The organism is Pseudomonas sp. 15A4, assembly GCF_016925575.1.
GTDB lineage: Bacteria > Pseudomonadota > Gammaproteobacteria > Pseudomonadales > Pseudomonadaceae > Aquipseudomonas.
Map to the genome: position 1 here is coordinate 2,862,281 of NZ_CP068986.1, position 16,701 is coordinate 2,878,981.

15 protein-coding genes and 1 pseudogene are annotated in these 16,701 nt (G+C 60.1%); 10 read left to right on the top strand and 6 right to left on the bottom strand.

Translation table 11 applies throughout. The annotated features are described in order from the left end of the window. Nucleotides 1–6: 6 nt before the first annotated feature. Nucleotides 7–1,125 carry a dTDP-4-amino-4,6-dideoxy-D-glucose aminotransferase VioA gene (gene vioA / locus JN403_RS12900; RefSeq protein ID WP_205482701.1) on the bottom strand — a complete coding sequence of 373 codons (1,119 nt, stop codon included), beginning with the start codon at nt 1,123–1,125 and terminating at the stop codon, nt 7–9. Between the two features lie 442 nt (nt 1,126–1,567). Here vioA and JN403_RS12905 point away from each other — a divergent pair, with 442 nt between their 5' ends. Together JN403_RS12905 and JN403_RS12910 are read left to right on the top strand one after the other, a co-directional pair. Further along, nucleotides 1,568–2,809 carry a glutamine synthetase family protein gene (locus JN403_RS12905; protein WP_205487305.1) on the top strand — a complete coding sequence of 414 codons (1,242 nt, stop codon included), beginning with the start codon at nt 1,568–1,570 and terminating at the stop codon, nt 2,807–2,809. Nucleotides 2,810–2,863: 54 nt separating this feature from the next. Further along, complete coding sequence (locus tag JN403_RS12910) at nt 2,864–4,342, top strand: MFS transporter (protein ID WP_205482702.1); 1,479 nt, start codon at nt 2,864–2,866, stop codon at nt 4,340–4,342. Nucleotides 4,343–4,625: 283 nt separating this feature from the next. On the opposite strand, the gene JN403_RS12915 is transcribed toward JN403_RS12910, so the two are convergent. The 4 genes from JN403_RS12915 to flgA form a co-directional block, all read right to left on the bottom strand. Beyond that, on the bottom strand, nt 4,626–5,366 hold the full coding sequence (locus JN403_RS12915) for a flagellar brake protein (protein ID WP_122534840.1): 741 nt from the start codon (nt 5,364–5,366) through the stop codon (nt 4,626–4,628). A 75-nt stretch (nt 5,367–5,441) separates the two neighbouring features. After that, on the bottom strand, nt 5,442–5,909 hold the full coding sequence (locus JN403_RS12920) for a flagellar protein FlgN (RefSeq protein ID WP_074893095.1): 468 nt from the start codon (nt 5,907–5,909) through the stop codon (nt 5,442–5,444). Nucleotides 5,910–5,958: 49 nt separating this feature from the next. Further along, on the bottom strand, nt 5,959–6,276 hold the full coding sequence (gene flgM, locus JN403_RS12925) for a flagellar biosynthesis anti-sigma factor FlgM (protein ID WP_122534841.1): 318 nt from the start codon (nt 6,274–6,276) through the stop codon (nt 5,959–5,961). A gap of 170 nt (nt 6,277–6,446) precedes the next feature. Beyond that, a complete protein-coding gene (flgA, locus tag JN403_RS12930) occupies nt 6,447–7,208 on the bottom strand; it encodes a flagellar basal body P-ring formation chaperone FlgA (protein ID WP_205482703.1) in 762 nt (253 codons plus the stop codon). Between the two features lie 73 nt (nt 7,209–7,281). Here flgA and JN403_RS12935 point away from each other — a divergent pair, with 73 nt between their 5' ends. The 7 genes and pseudogenes from JN403_RS12935 to JN403_RS12965 all read left to right on the top strand — a co-directional run bounded on the left by JN403_RS12935 (nt 7,282) and on the right by JN403_RS12965 (nt 15,110). Beyond that, nucleotides 7,282–8,214 (top strand): chemotaxis protein CheV, encoded by a 933-nt coding sequence (locus tag JN403_RS12935; protein ID WP_122534843.1) that lies wholly within the window; start codon nt 7,282–7,284, stop codon nt 8,212–8,214. A gap of 44 nt (nt 8,215–8,258) precedes the next feature. After that, nucleotides 8,259–9,084, top strand: a pseudogene (gene cheR, locus JN403_RS12940) (protein-glutamate O-methyltransferase CheR). A gap of 1,080 nt (nt 9,085–10,164) precedes the next feature. Continuing rightward, nucleotides 10,165–10,572 (top strand): flagellar basal body rod protein FlgB, encoded by a 408-nt coding sequence (flgB, locus tag JN403_RS12945; protein WP_074893064.1) that lies wholly within the window; start codon nt 10,165–10,167, stop codon nt 10,570–10,572. A gap of 3 nt (nt 10,573–10,575) precedes the next feature. Further along, nucleotides 10,576–11,019 carry a flagellar basal body rod protein FlgC gene (gene flgC, locus JN403_RS12950; RefSeq protein WP_133775926.1) on the top strand — a complete coding sequence of 148 codons (444 nt, stop codon included), beginning with the start codon at nt 10,576–10,578 and terminating at the stop codon, nt 11,017–11,019. A gap of 15 nt (nt 11,020–11,034) precedes the next feature. Beyond that, on the top strand, nt 11,035–11,754 hold the full coding sequence (locus JN403_RS12955) for a flagellar hook assembly protein FlgD (protein ID WP_122534848.1): 720 nt from the start codon (nt 11,035–11,037) through the stop codon (nt 11,752–11,754). Between the two features lie 28 nt (nt 11,755–11,782). Then, the gene (gene flgE / locus JN403_RS12960) at nt 11,783–13,117 is read left to right on the top strand and encodes a flagellar hook protein FlgE (protein ID WP_122534849.1); all 1,335 of its coding nucleotides are present in this window, start codon (nt 11,783–11,785) and stop codon (nt 13,115–13,117) included. A gap of 256 nt (nt 13,118–13,373) precedes the next feature. Beyond that, a complete protein-coding gene (locus JN403_RS12965) occupies nt 13,374–15,110 on the top strand; it encodes a flagellar hook protein FlgE (protein ID WP_205482704.1) in 1,737 nt (578 codons plus the stop codon). Nucleotides 15,111–15,466: 356 nt separating this feature from the next. Here JN403_RS12965 and JN403_RS12970 read toward each other — a convergent pair whose 3' ends face one another. Continuing rightward, complete coding sequence (locus JN403_RS12970; RefSeq protein ID WP_205482705.1) at nt 15,467–15,646, bottom strand: hypothetical protein; 180 nt, start codon at nt 15,644–15,646, stop codon at nt 15,467–15,469. Between the two features lie 271 nt (nt 15,647–15,917). Here JN403_RS12970 and JN403_RS12975 point away from each other — a divergent pair, with 271 nt between their 5' ends. Next, entirely contained in the window at nt 15,918–16,658 is a 741-nt protein-coding gene (locus tag JN403_RS12975) for a flagellar basal body rod protein FlgF (protein ID WP_122534852.1), read from the top strand. The last annotated feature ends 43 nt before the right edge of the window (nt 16,659–16,701 follow it).

Below are 16,701 nucleotides of genomic sequence, written 5' to 3' on the forward strand. Positions count from 1 at the left end.
CATCGGTCAGGCCCCGCGCGCGCTGAGCAGGATGTCGATAATGGAGTCCTGCTGCTCATCCGTCAGGTCCGGGTAGATTGGCAGGCACAACACGCGGCTGGAAATCAGGTGGGCATGGGTGAGCTTCGCAGCGTCCGAACTGGGCAAGCTGCGGTACATCGGGAACTCTGTGATCAACGGGTAGAAATAACGCCGCACCAGCACATCGCGCGCACGATAGCGGTTGTACATTTCGTCGCGGCTCACGCCAAACCGAGAACCGTCTATGAAAATCGGGCAATAGGCATAGTTCCAGTCCACGCCTGCGGGCTGTTCCAGCAAGGTGATGCCGGGCACGTCTGCCAGCGCCCTGGCGTAGCGATCAAACAGACGCTTGCGCGACTGCAGCGCAGAATCGATGTGGCGCAATTGGAGCATGCCGAACGCTGCCTGAATCTCGTTCATCTTGCCGTTGATGCCCGGCGCCATGATCGTAACTTCGTCGGCAAAACCGAAGTTCTTCAGGTAATCGATGCGCTGCTTGGTCTTCCTGTCGTGGCAGATGATCGCGCCGCCTTCGAAGGTGTTGAACACCTTGGTGGCATGGAAACTGAGGACCGAAAGGTCACCATGATTCAAGACGCTGGTGCCATTGTGCTGAACACCAAACGCGTGGGCGGCGTCATAGATGACCTTCAAGCCGTAGGTGTCGGCGATTTTTTGAATGGCGTCGACGTCACAGGGAATCCCGTAGCAATGAACCGGAAGGATGGCCGTGGTCGCCGGCGTGATCGCTTCCTCGATGCGCCTGGGGTCCAGGTTGTTGGTCAGCGGGTCGATGTCGACAAACACCGGCTTAAGGCTGTTCCACAATAACGAGTGGGCCGTGGCGACGAAGGAATACGGCGTGGTGATCACCTCGCCCGTGACGCGCAGCGCCTGGAGTGCGGTGACCAGCGCCAGGGTGCCGTTGGAAAACAGGCAGACATGCTCAACGCCCAAGTGCTCGGCCAGTGCGGCTTCCAGCTGTTCATGGAAAGGGCCACCGTTGGTGAGACGCTTGCTGGCCCAGATCTCCTCCAGAAACGGCATGAACTCTTCCAGCGGAGGAAGCAGCGGACTCGTGACAGGAATTGAATTCGACATGGACACCAAGGCTCATGGGCGGTTGAAAGCCCCACGACCCTTGCAGGCATCGAGATGGGGGGCATAGGGCCCTTTTAGACGGTGCCGAGAAAATGACGTCTAAAGGCGGCTTGCAGCTTGAATAGCAAAAATTCGGCCAATACCTGTCGAATCGGTAGCCGAGACGTGGCGGGGGCCTGCCCCACGGGTGCAAGACGCGGGATTGACAGTCGTCGGGACCGCGGACCCGGCAGCACCTTGATAGAGGGTTCAAGCTCGCCGCTTGATATTCCGAACGCCTGACGCTTACTTTGTACGCCTCGCCGCCCTGCGGCCTGCCCAACGAAAAAGGATTTGAGTCATGAGTAGCGATGACCACCATTCACTCGCGCAGCGACTGATGGGCATTGATGAAATTGAATGCGTCACGCCGGATTTGAATGGCGTGCCGCGAGGGAAGGTGATGACCGGCGAAGGTTTTCTCGAAGGCCGTCGGTTGCAGCTGGCGCGGGGTGTGCTGCTGCAATGCATCATGGGCGGCTACCCGCCGTCCAAATTCTATGGCAGTGACGATGGCGACCTGGCCCTGATCGCCGACCCGCAGCAGACCCATCGTCTGCCGTGGAGCGACGAGCCCCGCGCCCTCGCGATCTGCGACGCCGACGAGCTCGACGGCCAACCGTCGCCGCTGTCCACCCGCGGTCAGCTCAAATCGGTCATCGCCCGTTATGCCCGCCATGGCTGGTCACCGGTGGTGGCCACCGAACTGGAATTCTTTGTCTTCGCGGCCAACCCCGATCCGAGCCAGCCGTTCCAGCCGCCGGTCGGTCTGGACGGTCGGCGCGAGGACGGCCAGTCGGCGTTCAGCATCAGCTCCAACAACGGCCTGCGACCGTTCTTCAAGGAAATCTATGCCTGCATGGCCGCGCTGGGCCTGCCCCGCGACACCGTCATGCACGAGATGGGCGTCAGCCAGTTCGAGATCAACCTGCTGCACGGCGATCCGCTGCTGCTGGCCGACCAGACATTTCTGTTCAAACACATGCTCAAGGAAGTCGCGCTCAAGCATGGCCTGATGGTGGTGTGCATGGCCAAACCGCTGGCGCACACCCCCGGCAGTTCCATGCACATTCACCAGAGCGTGGTCGAGACCAGCACTGGCCAGAACATCTTCAGCGACGATCAGGGCGAGGCCACTGATCGCTTTCATCACTTCATCGGCGGGCAGCAGGCGGCGATGGCTGACTTCACCGCGTTGTTCGCGCCCAACGTCAATTCCTATCAGCGCCTGTGCCATCCCTTCGCTTCACCGAATAACGCCTGCTGGTCCCACGACAACCGCGCGGCGGGTCTGCGCATTCCGGCCAGCGCACCGGTCGCCCGTCGGGTCGAGAACCGTCTGCCCGGCGCCGACGCCAACCCGTATCTGGCCATCGCCGCCAGCCTGGCTGCGGGGCTGCACGGCATCGAGCACAGGCTGGAACCGTCGCCACCGATTCAAGGTGAGTTCGTTGTGCCCGATAATCTGTCGTTGCCATGTACCTTGCACGCCGCTCTGGAACGTCTGACTCGCAGCTCGCTGGCCAAGGAACTGTTTGGTGCCGAATTCATCGAAGGCTACGTCGCGTCGAAGACCCTGGAACTGACCAGCTTCTTCAACGAAATTACCCCCTGGGAGCGCCGCGTTCTGGCCGCTCAGGCTTAAGAATCGCTGTTCGGAAATCCTCTGAAATCGAGGGTTTCCGTCTTTTGGAAAGCTATGCGCCAAATCTGGAAGTCCTTTCGAGCGCTGTATTTTGCCTCGCTGATGATGTTGATCGGCTCGGGCCTGCTCAGCACCTACCTGGCCTTGCGTCTGGCCGCCGATCAGGTCGATGGCCTGTGGGTCGGTGCGTTGATGGCGGCGAACTATGTCGGTCTGGCCCTGGGCGGCAAGATCGGCCATCGGCTGATCGGCCGAATAGGGCACATCCGTGCGTACGCCACCTGCGCCGGTATTGTCGGCGCGGCGGTGCTCGGCCACGGGCTGTTCGATTACCTGCCGGCGTGGATCTTCCTGCGGATGATTGTCGGCCTGGGCATGATGTGCCAGTACATGGTCATCGAAAGCTGGCTCAACGAGCAGGCCTCGCCCAAGCAGCGCGGCACGGTGTTCAGCCTCTACATGATCGCGTCGTACCTGGGGCTGGTGCTCGGCCAGCTGATTCTGGTCATCCACCCGCAACTGGGCCCTGAACTGCTGATGCTCGTGGCGATGTGCTTCGCCCTCTGCCTCGTGCCGGTGGCCATGACCCGCAGCATTCACCCGGCGCCGATGCACCCGGCACCGCTGGAGCCGCTGTTCTTCATGCGCCGGGTGCCACAATCCCTGACCACGGTGTTAAGCGCCGGCATGATCATCGGCTCGTTCTACGGCCTGGCCCCGCTGTATGCCGCGCAACAGGGGCTGTCGACCGAGCATGTCGGCCTGTTCATGGCCAGTTGCATCGGCGCGGGCCTTATCGTCCAAGGCCCGCTGGGCAAGCTGTCGGACCGCTACGACCGTGCCTGGCTGATCCGCGGCGTGGCCGGCTTGCTGGTGCTGGCCTCGCTGCCCCTGGCGATCCTCCCGGATGTGCCGATGGAGCTGCTGCTGGCGGTGGGCTTCCTGGCGTCCCTGCTGCAGTTTTCGCTGTATCCGCTGGCGGTGGCGTTCTCCAACGACCACGTTGAAGGCGAACGCCGCGTGTCCCTGACCGCCATGTTGCTGATGACCTACGGCGTCGGCGCCAGTATCGGCCCGCTGGTGTCCGGCGTGCTGATGAAGATGTTCGGCAGCAACATGCTCTACGCCTTCGTCTGCTTGGTGGCGCTGGTGCTGGTGCTGCGTATCCGTCCGAAAGCCGTCACCAACCTGCACCAGGTCGAAGACGCCCCGCTGCATCACGTCGCCATGCCTGACAGCATGTCCAGCTCGCCGCTCGTGGTCGCCCTTGACCCGCGGGTGGATGAACAGGTGGTGCAGGATCAGATGCAGGACGTTGAGCCTGAGCCTGAGGTTTCGTCGGAGATTGTGCCGGATGTGGCAGCAGATGCCGAAGTACAGCCTGAGATGGTGGAGCGGGTTGTGGCGTCGGGTGAAGGCGTTGTGCGGCCAGTGGCGATTATGGACGAGGAAGTGGCTGCTGATTCTGGCGCGGCTGGGCTGGAGGAGACGACTGAAGTGCGGCGGGATGTCGGGGTGGATCGGCCGTTGTGATCGAGGCTGGGCTGATTGGGTATACCCCCGCAGCATCACAAACGTCTAGGAGCGACCAGGGTGGCGCTCCACCTTGCTCGCGAAGACGGAGTATCAGTGACATGGATTTCGCCTGACACGACGCATTCGCGAGCAAGCTCACTCCTGCAATTCCGGTGTTTCACCTGAGTCTCGTGCACTCAGAGCTACAGTGGGACGATGGCGGCTGTGCGAGGGGAGGCAGGGTAATTGCGGCAACCCGCCAGCACGCCATGGAGCGCACCGGCCGGGTTACCGCCAACGATCAGAAATCGTCGTCTTTGTCGAAGCGTCGCGCTTCGCGCTGCAGTTGATAGACCAGGCGCTCGACCTGACGCTGCACCAGGCCACTCATGTTGTGGAAGCGTACGCCGGCAAACGTGGTGTTGATCCTTTCTTCGAAGTGCAGGTAGCGCAGTTCAACGGGTGTGGTCATGTTGCCGAAGGGCAGGGAGGCGATAAAGCGCTCATAGACCTGACCCAGCTGCATGCGCTCGGACACATCGCCCTCGAAGCGCAGCTTGCACCCGGTGGCGGAGATGTCCAGCAGCTTGCCGCGCAACGGAGATTTAAGCCGTTCGCCACCGATCTCGACATCAATCAGGGAAGCCAGCTTAAGGGCCGCGCGAAAGGCATTGCGGCGCTGGTGATAGACGACTTCTTCAGGCAGCGGGCCGCGATAACTGCGCGGCTCTTCGATCACCGTCAGCCGGGCTTTGCTTTCCCAAGCGATGCGCACACCATCGTGAAAGCCCTCGACCCGGAACGGCTCACCGCTGGCCAGGAAACGCTCGCCGTCACGGGGGATCATCTCGTCGAAAATGACTTGATTGGTGTCGCGGTTGACATCGATCACGTAGCTCTGAAAACGCTGGGTGCGTTCGTGGAACGTGATGATCAACGGGTCATGACTTTCCATCAGCAGCCGCAGATTGGCAGCGATTTCCAGCGGGGTGGTCAGTACCTTCGGGGGCTGCGGAACATCTTCCGCGCTTGAGGCATTCACGGTCTATCCATCTCCAGGCAAATAACGGCAGCGGGCGGCATATTGCCACCACGGTGCGCACCTTGATACAAGAACTTACGCCTGGCTAAGCGGACGCGGCCTGGCCTTGCCCGACGTCGAGCCGCGGCTGTCATAAAGCGTGGGCGTGTCGCCGCCGTTGAGAATCCTCAACTGCTGTGCCGTGGTGAGTTGCTGGAGCTGGATAAGGCTGCCGTTTTGCTCATTGGCCGCCTGGCATTCACTCATCAGTGCGCTGAGTTCATCGCCTGCGGTCAACAAGGCTTCACCCACTGACGAATGTTTCGCCACTTCTTCAAGTCCCGCACGATTGGCGGGCAGACCCAGGCTGGTCATCAGCTGGGTACGTCGGCGTCCATGCTGCTCGAGCACGATCACCAGCGCCTGTTTCTGCGCCAGGATGTGTTCCATCTCGACCATATTGCGCCCATGAAGGGCCACTGATTCGGCCTTCAGGATGTCCAGCAAATGCCGGGTTGGCGCAATGTCGTCCGTGATCAGTTGAAGCAATGTAGTGTCTTGCATCGCATGCCCTGGTGTTTAAGCGTCCAGAAGCCCCTGCGCAGACCGGGGGCTAGCGCTGGGCTTCGAAGTTAAGCAGTTTGCTTGCAACACGATTGCTGTCGACCTTATAGCTGCCGTCGGCGATTGCCTGCTTCAACTCGGCCACACGGGCGCTGTTGACGACTGGCTGATCACGCAACGAATCACTGATCTTCTGCAACTGTTGAGCTTCGCTGCTCAAATGTACTGCCTCACCACTGCCCGGCACGCTGGAAGTGCCGCTGACCGCCGCCGTAGCTTCGGTTTTGCCGGCTTCCTTGGTGCTGGCGGTACGTGTTGTACCGCTGACGGGAGTGGAGCTATTCAAACGATTGAAGTCGATGACCATGATTGAAAAACCTCTGGGTTCTAGGACGCTTGCCTTGGTTTCGGCCCGACCCGGAATAACTTTAGGGCTCGTGCGAAAACAGTCTCGAATGGACTTCGCACGGAGCACTGGGGTTCCGAGTGTAGGAAAAGCGCAAGCGCAGCGCCAGAGGTCTTACCTTCACATGTCAGTTACATAGCGACCTCAACTTGTCCGGGTGCAACGATATTGGCCTTGATCACCCGCTGGGAATTCAGGTTCTTTACCCGTATTTGCTCGTTGAAACCGCCATCGGACAGGGCTTCGCCCGGCATGCGCACGCTCATCGAACCACTGCGCGCACTGATCACCACCTGGTCGCCCTTGTGAACCATTTGCGGCTGGTCGAGGTGGACCGGGGTCAGGATCTGGTCGATGACCGTTGGTCGGACAACTTTCTGCCCGACCGCCTGATCAAGCGAATCCAGGAAGCCTTGCCCCAGCAGGCTTACGTCACGTTCTCGCAGCGCCACATCGTTTTCAGTCACGATCGCGTCGCGTTTCATTGGTCGCACGCCGGTGACCACATTGCGGTAAAGATGTACTTGGGCTGGCACGAACACCGTCCACGGGGACGTGCCTTCGCAGCGCACTTTCACCGTCACGCGGCCGATGGGCTGGGCGGGGCTTTCCAGTGAGGCTGTCAAATCCTTGTCGCACACTGGCATGCGCAGACGCGGATCCAGCTGCTTGACTTCGATTTCATAGCGGCCGGCGGTTTGGTTGGTCGCCATGTAGTCTTCAACTGTGAATTCAAGAAAGCCCTGGGTCACGCCGATAAGTGTTTCAGGCAAGGTCATGTTGTCCGCGCGGCTCAGGCTGGCGGCACACAACAGACACAGCGCAACCAGCACGCAGAGAAAGCTGCGAGTTGCGGGTGCCGGGCGTCGGGATACTGTCGTTTGTGTGTTCATGATGAGTAAATAGCAAGGCCCGTGCCGCTTACCGATTCGGTAGCGCAATTGGTCGTTTTGGGAGGAGTGGTGCATGGCTGGTGTGATGGATTCAGTAAACCAGCGCACTCAACTGGTAGGGCAGAACCGCCTTGAACTGTTGCTGTTCCGGTTGGACGGCAAGCAGTTGTATGGGATCAACGTGTTCAAGGTAAAAGAGGTGCTTCAATGCCCGAAACTTACCCACATGCCCAAATCCAGTCCGATTGTGCGCGGCGTGGCAAATATTCGTGGCGGGACCATCCCGATCCTTGATCTGGCATTGGCGACCGGCGGCAAGCCGTTGAGCGACATCGCCAATTCCTTCGTGATCATCACGGAGTACAACACCAAGATTCAGGGTTTTCTGGTGCATGCGGTGGAACGCATCGTCAATATGAACTGGGAAGACATTCACCCGCCTCCCAAGGGAACCGGTCGCGACCACTACCTCACGGCGGTGACGCGTCTGGACAATCAGTTGGTGGAAATCATCGACGTCGAGAAGATCCTTGCCGAGGTAGCGCCAGTCTCCGAAAACATCTCGGTCGGCGTGGTCACGGCGGAGGTGCAGCACAAGGCGCTCTCGTTGCGCGTGTTGACGGTTGATGATTCCTCTGTGGCGCGCAAACAGGTGACGCGCTGCCTGCAGACTGTCGGCGTGGAAGTCACGGCGTTGAATGACGGTCGTCAGGCGCTCGAGTTCCTGCGCAAACTGGTAGACGAAGGCAAGAAACCGGAAGAAGAATTCTTGATGATGATCTCCGACATTGAAATGCCGGAGATGGATGGCTATACCCTCACTGCGGAGATTCGCAGCGACCCGCGCATGCAGAAGTTGCACATCGTGTTGCACACGTCGCTATCGGGCGTGTTCAACCAGGCCATGGTCAAGAAGGTCGGCGCTGATGACTTCCTGGCCAAGTTCCGGCCGGACGATCTGGCGGCGAGGGTGGTAGATCGTATCAAGGCGGCAGATATCAGCTGAGGAGGGGTGTTCCTCCTTGCTGTTCACATGATTTGAGAGGCGGCATGTCGACAGGTAATTTGGATTTTGATCAGTTCCGGGTATTCCTGGAAAAAGCCTGTGGCATTTTGCTGGGTGAAAATAAACAGTATCTGGTCTCCAGCCGCCTTAACAAGTTGATGGAGCAGCAGTCCATCAAGTCGTTGGGTGAGCTGATCCAGCGTATCCAGACGCAGCCGCGCAGCGGGTTGCGCGAGCAGGTGGTGGATGCGATGACCACCAACGAGACGTTGTGGTTTCGCGATACGTACCCCTTCGAGGTGCTGAAGAACAAGGTGTTGCCGGAGGCGATCAAGGCCAGCCCCAACCAGCGTTTGCGGATCTGGTCGGCGGCGTGCTCGTCGGGGCAGGAACCGTATTCGCTGTCGATGTCGATCGATGAGTTCGAGCGCAGTAACCCGGGGCAGTTGAAGTCGGGCGCGCAGATTGTGGCGACGGATTTGTCGGGTTTGATGTTGAACAATTGCAAGACGGGCGAGTACGACAGTCTGGCCATCGGCCGGGGCTTGTCGCCGGACCGTCTGCAGCGTTTCTTTGATCAGAAGACGCCAGGGCGCTGGACGGTGAAAGCGCCGATCAAGAGTCGTGTGGAGTTTCGTTCGTTCAATCTTCTGGACAGTTATGCGGCGTTGGGCAAGTTCGATATGGTGTTTTGTCGCAACGTGCTGATTTATTTTTCGGCGGAGGTGAAGAAGGATATTTTGCTGCGTATTCATTCGACGTTGAAGCCGGGGGTATTTGTTCCTTGGGGCGTCGGAGGCCTTGAACGGGTTGCCCGATCATTATCAGATGGTGCAGTGCAGTCCCGGGATTATTTATCAGGCCAAGTGATTGGCTGCGTTTTCGCTTTATTAGAACCCGCTTAGGCGGGTTTTTTGTTTTGTGTTGGCGCTGAGATTGTTGGCCGCCTCTTAGCCGGAGCGGCGCTTAGAGGGGTCTGCCTAACGGCAGACATTTCGCCTTCGGCGAGTTACTTGGAAAAGCACCCCAAGTAACCAAGGGTGCTTGCTCCTGGTTGGGCTCCTCCTTCGTCGGAGTACCCTCACTCCGGTCTCGCTCCGTGGGCCCGCGCCGAACGGGCATCCATGCCCTGACGGCGCTCTCGCCGCATCCATGCGGCTCGGCCCACTGCGCGAGACCTGCGTTCAGCCTGCACCCAAGTCGCGTTTTGTGTCGCCTGAACTTCCTGCGTAGGAAGATCAAAAACAGATCAAAGGCTTCCCGGCTAAAGCCAGTCCTACAGGTATTCGCGCACGGTCAGTAGGACCGGCTTTAGCCGGGAAGGGGCCCGTTTGGTCACCATAAATTCCGTGGCTTGCGCACTGACATCTTCCCGGCTAAAGCCGGTCCCACTAAAAGCACGCGGTGTCCAGTAGGACCGGCTTCAGCCGGGAAGCTGTTGATCTTGATCTTCATGCGCAGCCAGCCCAGACGACAACAATCGCGACTTGGGTGCAGGCCGAACGCAGACGACGCGGAGTGGGCCGAGCCGCATGGATGCGGCAAGAGCGCCGTCAGGACATGGATGTCCGTTCGGCGCGGGCCCACGGAGCGTCGTCGGAGTGAGGGAACCCTGAGGAACGAAGGGCCCAGCCAGGAGCAAGCACCCTTGGTTACTTGGGGTGCTTTTCCAAGTAACTCGCCGAAGGCGAAACAGTCTGCCCCCAGGCAGACGCTTGTGATCTTGATCTTGATCTTGATCTTGATCTCACGAGCGATAGCGGAATACGGCAAAAAAACGGCACCGTGCTTGCCGCTTTCCTCCCCAGGAGCGGAAATCCCTTGCCGCTTTTCTGTCATCACCCCGCACCAACATCCCTGCAGCCCGCGAAAAACGGCACTTTCAGCAAGTGGCACGCACCTTGCTATATCTCCTGCACGTACATCTGGTCAGCCCTCAAAGGTCCCGACATGAGCATCAGTTTTGAAAACGCCCTCGGCATCCACGAAAAAGCGCTCAACTTCCGCGCCCAGCGTGCTGAAGTGCTGGCCAACAACATCACCAACGCCGACACCCCCAACTACAAGGCGCGTGACCTCGACTTCTCCAAAGTCCTGGCCGCCGAAAGCGACAAAAGTAAAAACGGCCACTTCGCCCTCGACATGACCAACAACCGTCACATCGAAGCCGAAGGCATGAGCGATGGCGAAGCCAGCCTGCTCTACCGCACCCCGTCGCAGCCGTCGCTTGACCAGAACACCGTCGACTCCCAGGTCGAAAACGCCAACTACGCCGAAAACGCCATCGGTTTTCAGGCCAGCTTCACCTTGCTCAACAGCAAATTCAAAGGGCTGGTTGCAGCCCTGCGCGGAGAGTAATCCATGTCCCTATCCAGTGTTTTCAATATTGCCGGTAGCGGCATGAGTGCCCAGAACACCCGACTCAACACCGTGGCCAGCAACATCGCCAACGCCGAAACCGTGTCCTCCAGCATGGACAAGACCTACCGCGCCCGCCATCCGGTGTTCGCCACGGTCTTCCAGGGTCAGGAATCCGGTGGCAGCGCCTCGCTGTTCGAAGACCAGGGTCAGGCCGGCACCGGCGTACAGGTGTCCGGCATCGTCGAAGACGCCTCCAACCTCGAAGCACGTTACGAGCCAAATCACCCGTCAGCCGACAAGAACGGCTACGTGTATTACCCGAACGTCAACGTCGTCAACGAGATGGCGGACATGATCTCGGCCAGCCGTTCGTTCCAGACCAACGCGGAAATCATGAACACCGCGAAAACCATGATGCAGAAGGTCCTGACCCTGGGTCAGTGATAAAGGGCGAAATCCATGACGGTCTCAAACACAGACGCTACCTCGTCGTTCCTCAAAGGGCTGCAAAGCACGACCCCCGGGACCACAGGCACCAGCACCAAATCCAGCACGAGCAGCCTCACCGGGTCCAGCTCGCTGGGCAAGGATTCATTCCTGCAGTTGCTGGTCACGCAGATGCAGAACCAGAACCCGCTCGATCCTCAGGACAACAGCGAGTTCGTGGCGCAGTTGGCCCAGTTCAGCAGCCTGGAAACGATGCAGAACCTGAGCACCTCGGTCGACTCGATCAGCACCATGTACCAGTCGTCCCAGGCGTTGCAGGCCTCGTCGCTGGTTGGCCGTTCGGTGACCGTGGACGCAGGTTCGACCTACGTCGACACCAGCAAGGCCATGACCGGTTCCGTGGTGCTGCCATCGTCCAGCTCCGACACGACGGTGAAGATTTACGACAGCACCGGCACGAACGTCGTGCGCACCATCGACCTGGGCACACAGAAGGCGGGTACCACAGCCTTCAGCTGGGATGGCAAGGACGACAGCGGCGCGGCGGTGGAGGCGGGCAACTACAGCTTCGTCGCCAACGGCAAGCTGGACGGTAAAGGCACTCAGCTGAGCACCTACCTGCCGGCGACAGTGAACAGCGTGACCATGGGCACAACGGGCTCTGACATGACGTTGAACCTCGCCGGCGGCACCCAGGTGGCACTGGCAAATATCAAGCAAATCGGAATTTAGAGCCGACTAGACGGCGCAGGAGTTAATCATGTCTTTCAATGTTGGTCTTAGTGGGCTCTACGCAGCAAACAAAAGTCTGGACGTCACCGGCAACAACATTGCCAACGTCGCGACCACCGGCTTCAAATCTTCCCGTGCGGAGTTTGCTGACCAGTACGCCCAATCGATTCGCGGCACCTCCGGTGGCACCAACACCGGCAGCGGCGTCTCCACTGCCGCCGTGTCGCAGCAGTTCACCCAGGGCACCCTGAACACCGGTACCGGCCGCAGTCTGGACCTGGCGATCAACGGCAATGGCTTCTTCATGCTGAGTAACAACGGCGAGAAGCTGTACACCCGTGCGGGCGCTTTTCACACCGACACCGAAGGCTACGTCATCAACGAAGCCGGCAACAACCTGCAGGGCTACAGCGTTGACGGCCAGGGCAATGTTGCCACCGGCGTGCTGAGCAACCTGCGTGTCGACTCCTCGAACCTGGCGCCGAAAAGTACCGGTGTCATCACAGTCGCCTCCAACCTGAATTCCTCGTCCACCTCGCCGACGGTTCCGACCTTCTCGCCATCGGACACCAACAGCTACACCACGACCTACAGCACGCCGCTGTATGACAGTCAGGGCAACCAGCACACCCTGGACCAGTATTTTTCGAAGACGGGCACCAATACCTGGACCATGTACAGCCTGGTCGACGGCCGCAGCATCAACGATCCAACGTCTACCAAAGCTGACGCCACAGCCGTGACCTTCGATTCGTCGGGTGGCTTGATCACCAGCGGCGCCGGCGGCCCGGATACCACCAACTCGCCCAACGTGAGCGTGGGCACGGACGGGATCTTCTCTATCAACAACTGGGTGCCGGCTGCCAAGACCACTGTCGGCAGCACCACCACCTGGTCGAGCAATGGCGCGGCCGCGAATGCGGGCGGGATCAAGCTCAACATGCTGGCCACCACCCAGACCAACGCAGTGTCCGGTGCAATCAGCAAGACTCAGGACGGTTACGCCACCGGCCAGATCACGGCCATGAACATCGACGCCACCGGCAACATGTTCGCGACCTACACCAATGGTCAGTCGAAGGTGATCGGCCAAGTGTCGTTGACCAACTTCGCCAACGTGCAGGGTCTGGCACCGGCAGGCGGCACCAACTGGCGCGAGTCGTCCGCGTCGGGCATTCCGGTCACGGGCGCGCCGCAGTCGGGTACGCTGGGTTACTTGACCGGGCAGGCGCTGGAAGAATCCAACGTCGACCTGACCGGTGAGCTGGTCAACCTGATCAAGGCGCAAAGCAACTACCAGGCGAACGCCAAGACCATTTCGACGCAAAGCACCATCATGCAGACCATCATTCAGATGACCTGATAACGGTCGCTGGATACGCTCGATGAAGCCCCTCTTTGAGGGGCTTTTTTTATGCCTTTTTTTGGCAGGAAATATCGGGAGCCGTCCCACTCTACAACTGGAAACTTCCTACTTTCGTCTTTGCGAGAATCAAGTTCGCTGACAAATAAATGCCATTGAGCGGCGCCATCTACGGGGCCCTTTCGATTGCATTCCTTTGCCCGCGATCTCGATGCATCGACGAACGTGTCGTTGAACAACGACTCAGGGAGTGTTCATGTCATTCAACACAGCGGTTTCTGGTTTGCACGCGGCGCACAAGCGCATGGAAGTGGCCGGCAACAACATCGCCAACGTCCACACCTCCGGTTTCAAATCTTCGCGCGCCGAGTTCTCGGCGGTCTATTCCTCATCGATGCTCGGCGGCAGTCGTACGGCCGCAGGTGACGGCGTTCAACTGGCTAACGTTTCGCAGAACTTTGCACCCGGCGGGGTCATTACCAGCGAGGGCAGGGCGCTCGACATGCGCATTCAGGGCAGCGGTTTTTTTGTCATGAGCGACGCCGGTTCCATCAGCTACGGCCGGTCAGGGGCCTTTATCAAGGATGCGCAGAATTTTGTCGTCGACGCCCACGGCAGCCGCTTGCAGGGCTATGGGGTGACGGACGATGGAAAAGTGATCAGCGGCGTTCGCACGGATCTGAAGATTGACGCCGCCGGCATGTCGCCCAAGGCCACCGGCAAGATGGAGCAGACCCTCAACCTGAACGCGGCGTCGGCGTCACTCGGCGCCATCCCGCGCTTCGACCCCGGCGACCCGACCACGTACACCCGGGTCACGGGGCGCCTGATCCAGGACGCCGGCGTTCCGCCAACGGATCACGAGCTCAAGCACTATTTCGTCAAGACCGAAGACAAGAACTGGACGTCCTACCTTCTCATCGACGGCGTCAATCCGCTGGACCCCACCAGTTCGGCGCCGCTGGAGATGGGTTTGCAAGTGTCTGCGGCCGGCAGACTCTCGGTCACCGGCGCGACGGCGGCGGTGAAGATGATTTCCGACACCGAGTTGTCCCTGCAGACATGGCGCCCGGCCGTCAATGTCAACGGCACCTGGACCGCCAGCCCCGCGCCGTCTCCGGGACCGATCTCACTGCCGCTGGTGGACGGCGGCCTGCCTGTGCTCGACCCGGCCGACCCGCTCATGCCACGGCCTGTACCGGTGTTCGATCCTGCGGACATCACCACCTACACCAAGCCGTTTACCTACGGCGTGTTCGACAGCCTGGGCATGCGCCACGAGATGACCCAGTACTTTGTCAAAGACGGCAGCAACAGCTGGAAGATGCATACGCTGATCGACGGGCGCAACCCGCAGGACCCAGCCAGCACGGCGCCGTCGACGGCGAGCATGCTGTTCGACTTCGGCGGCTCGCTGCAGTCGCTGACGGGCAGCCAGTGGCTGACCGCCGCCAACAACACCCTGACGCTCAGTGGCTGGGTGCCGGCCAAGCCTTTGGATGGAAACAAGCCAGGCGGGCGTTGGGTGGCGAACGGCGCGGTGGGAAATGCCGACGGGATTGTCATGGACTTCAACAACATCAGTCAGCACAACGCCGCCACGGGCAGCAGCAACATCGTCATTGACGGGCACACGGCAGGGCAGGCGACTCAGTTGACGGTCGACAAAAGCGGCATGCTGATGATCGGGTTCAGCAATGGCGAGCATCGCAACGTCGGCCAAGTCATGCTCGCCAGCTTCGCCAACAACCAAGGGCTGCAGCCGGTGAGCGACACGCGATGGGTCGAGACCCTGGCCTCCGGCGTCGCCAATTACGACACCCCGGGTGTCGGCACGTTGGGCAGCGTCATCGGGCACTCGCTGGAGGGCTCCAATGTCACGTTGACCAATGAGCTGGTGGAGCTGATCCAGGCGCAGACGGCCTATCAGGCGAACTCGAAAACCCTGTCCACGGAGGCGGAACTGATGCAGACGTTGATACGCGCGACCTGATGCCGGATATAACGCGAGCGCGAATGTGGGACCGGCTTTAGCCGGGAAGGCGGGGTGTCAGGCGATTGATTCGTCACGGGCAAACCGCCTTCGCGAGCAAGCTCACTCCTACAGGTCTTGCGCCGAGCAAGGATATCCGGTCGTGCCGAGACCATTGTGGGACCGGCTTTAGCCGGGAAGGCGGGGTGTCAGACGATTGATTCGCCATAGGCACACCGCTTTCGCGAGCAAGCTCACTCCTGCAGGTCTTGCGTCGAGCAGGGATATCCGGTCGTGCCGAGATCATTGTGGGACCGGCTTTAGCCGGGAAGGCGGCGTGTCAGGCGATCAATCCGTCACAGGCGAAACGAAACAACTCAAATCGAACAATCCGACTTCACATACGCGGCGCTGATCCGCGTCCAGCCTTCGCCGGGGCTGGTCTGGGCGCAGACCGTGCGGTGGGCGCCTTGCCAGAGGAAATAGGGCGCCGGTGCCGCCCATGCGGCAAGCGAGCAAGCGATTGTTGTGAGGAGCAGGGCGATGCGCAGACCCATGACAGTTTTCCGTAGCGACTGAAGCGAATTCACAAAACGCTGCAAGTTTCGCACCCCATGGAAAGTTTTCTGGCGCTCGCTGCCGTCAATTTGCAGGAAACCGGCAGTCTGCTGTCGCGCGGCGCTGCGAGGAGGATCCAAGTCCGCGAAATACGACCGGAATCATTGAAGAATCAACGCTTTGTATCACCGCTGAAAAACTGGTTCGATTATTGCTATGACCTGTTCAGTACAGCTACAGGCGGCAAGCGTCTGTCGGAGGAGGAAGACTGTGGACAAGTTGCTATACGTGGCCATGAGCGGAGCGTCGGAAAACGCCATCGCCCAAAAGGCCCATGCCAACAACCTGGCGAACGTTTCGACCAACGGGTTTCAGCGCGACCTGGAGCAGGCGCGTTCCATGCCCGTGTTCGGCGAGGTCAACCCGTCCCGTGCGTACGCCATGAGCGAACGTCCAGGCACTGACTTCAGCCAGGGCGCGATGGTCGACACCGGCCGCGAACTGGACGTCGCCGTCAAAGGCGACGGCTGGATGGCGGTGCAGACGGCTGACGGCGGCGAAGCCTACACCCGCACCTCGAGCATGAACATCGACGCCCTCGGCGTGTTGCGTGATGGCAATGGTTTGCCGGTCATGGGCAACAGCGGGCCGATTGCCGTGCCTCCGCAGCAGCAGATCGAGATCGGCGCTGACGGCACCATCAGCGTTCGCTCGCTGGGCGAGAGCCCCCAGGTCATGGCCCAGATCGACCGCATCAAGCTGGTCAAGGGCGACCAGACCACCATGGAAAAAGGCCCCGACGGCCTGATGCACACCAAAAGCGGCAGACCGGCGCAAGCCGACGCTACGGTTCAGGTTGAATCCGGGTTTCTGCAGGCCAGCAACGTCAACGCCGTCGACGAGATGACCTCGGTACTGGCCTTGTCCCGCCAATTCGAATTGCACATCAAGATGATGAAGACCGCCGAGCAGGATGACGAGTCGATGGCTCGCGTCTTGCAAATGGGCTAATGACTGACAGCTTGCGCCGATAAACAGGCGCTCGAGGAGATTC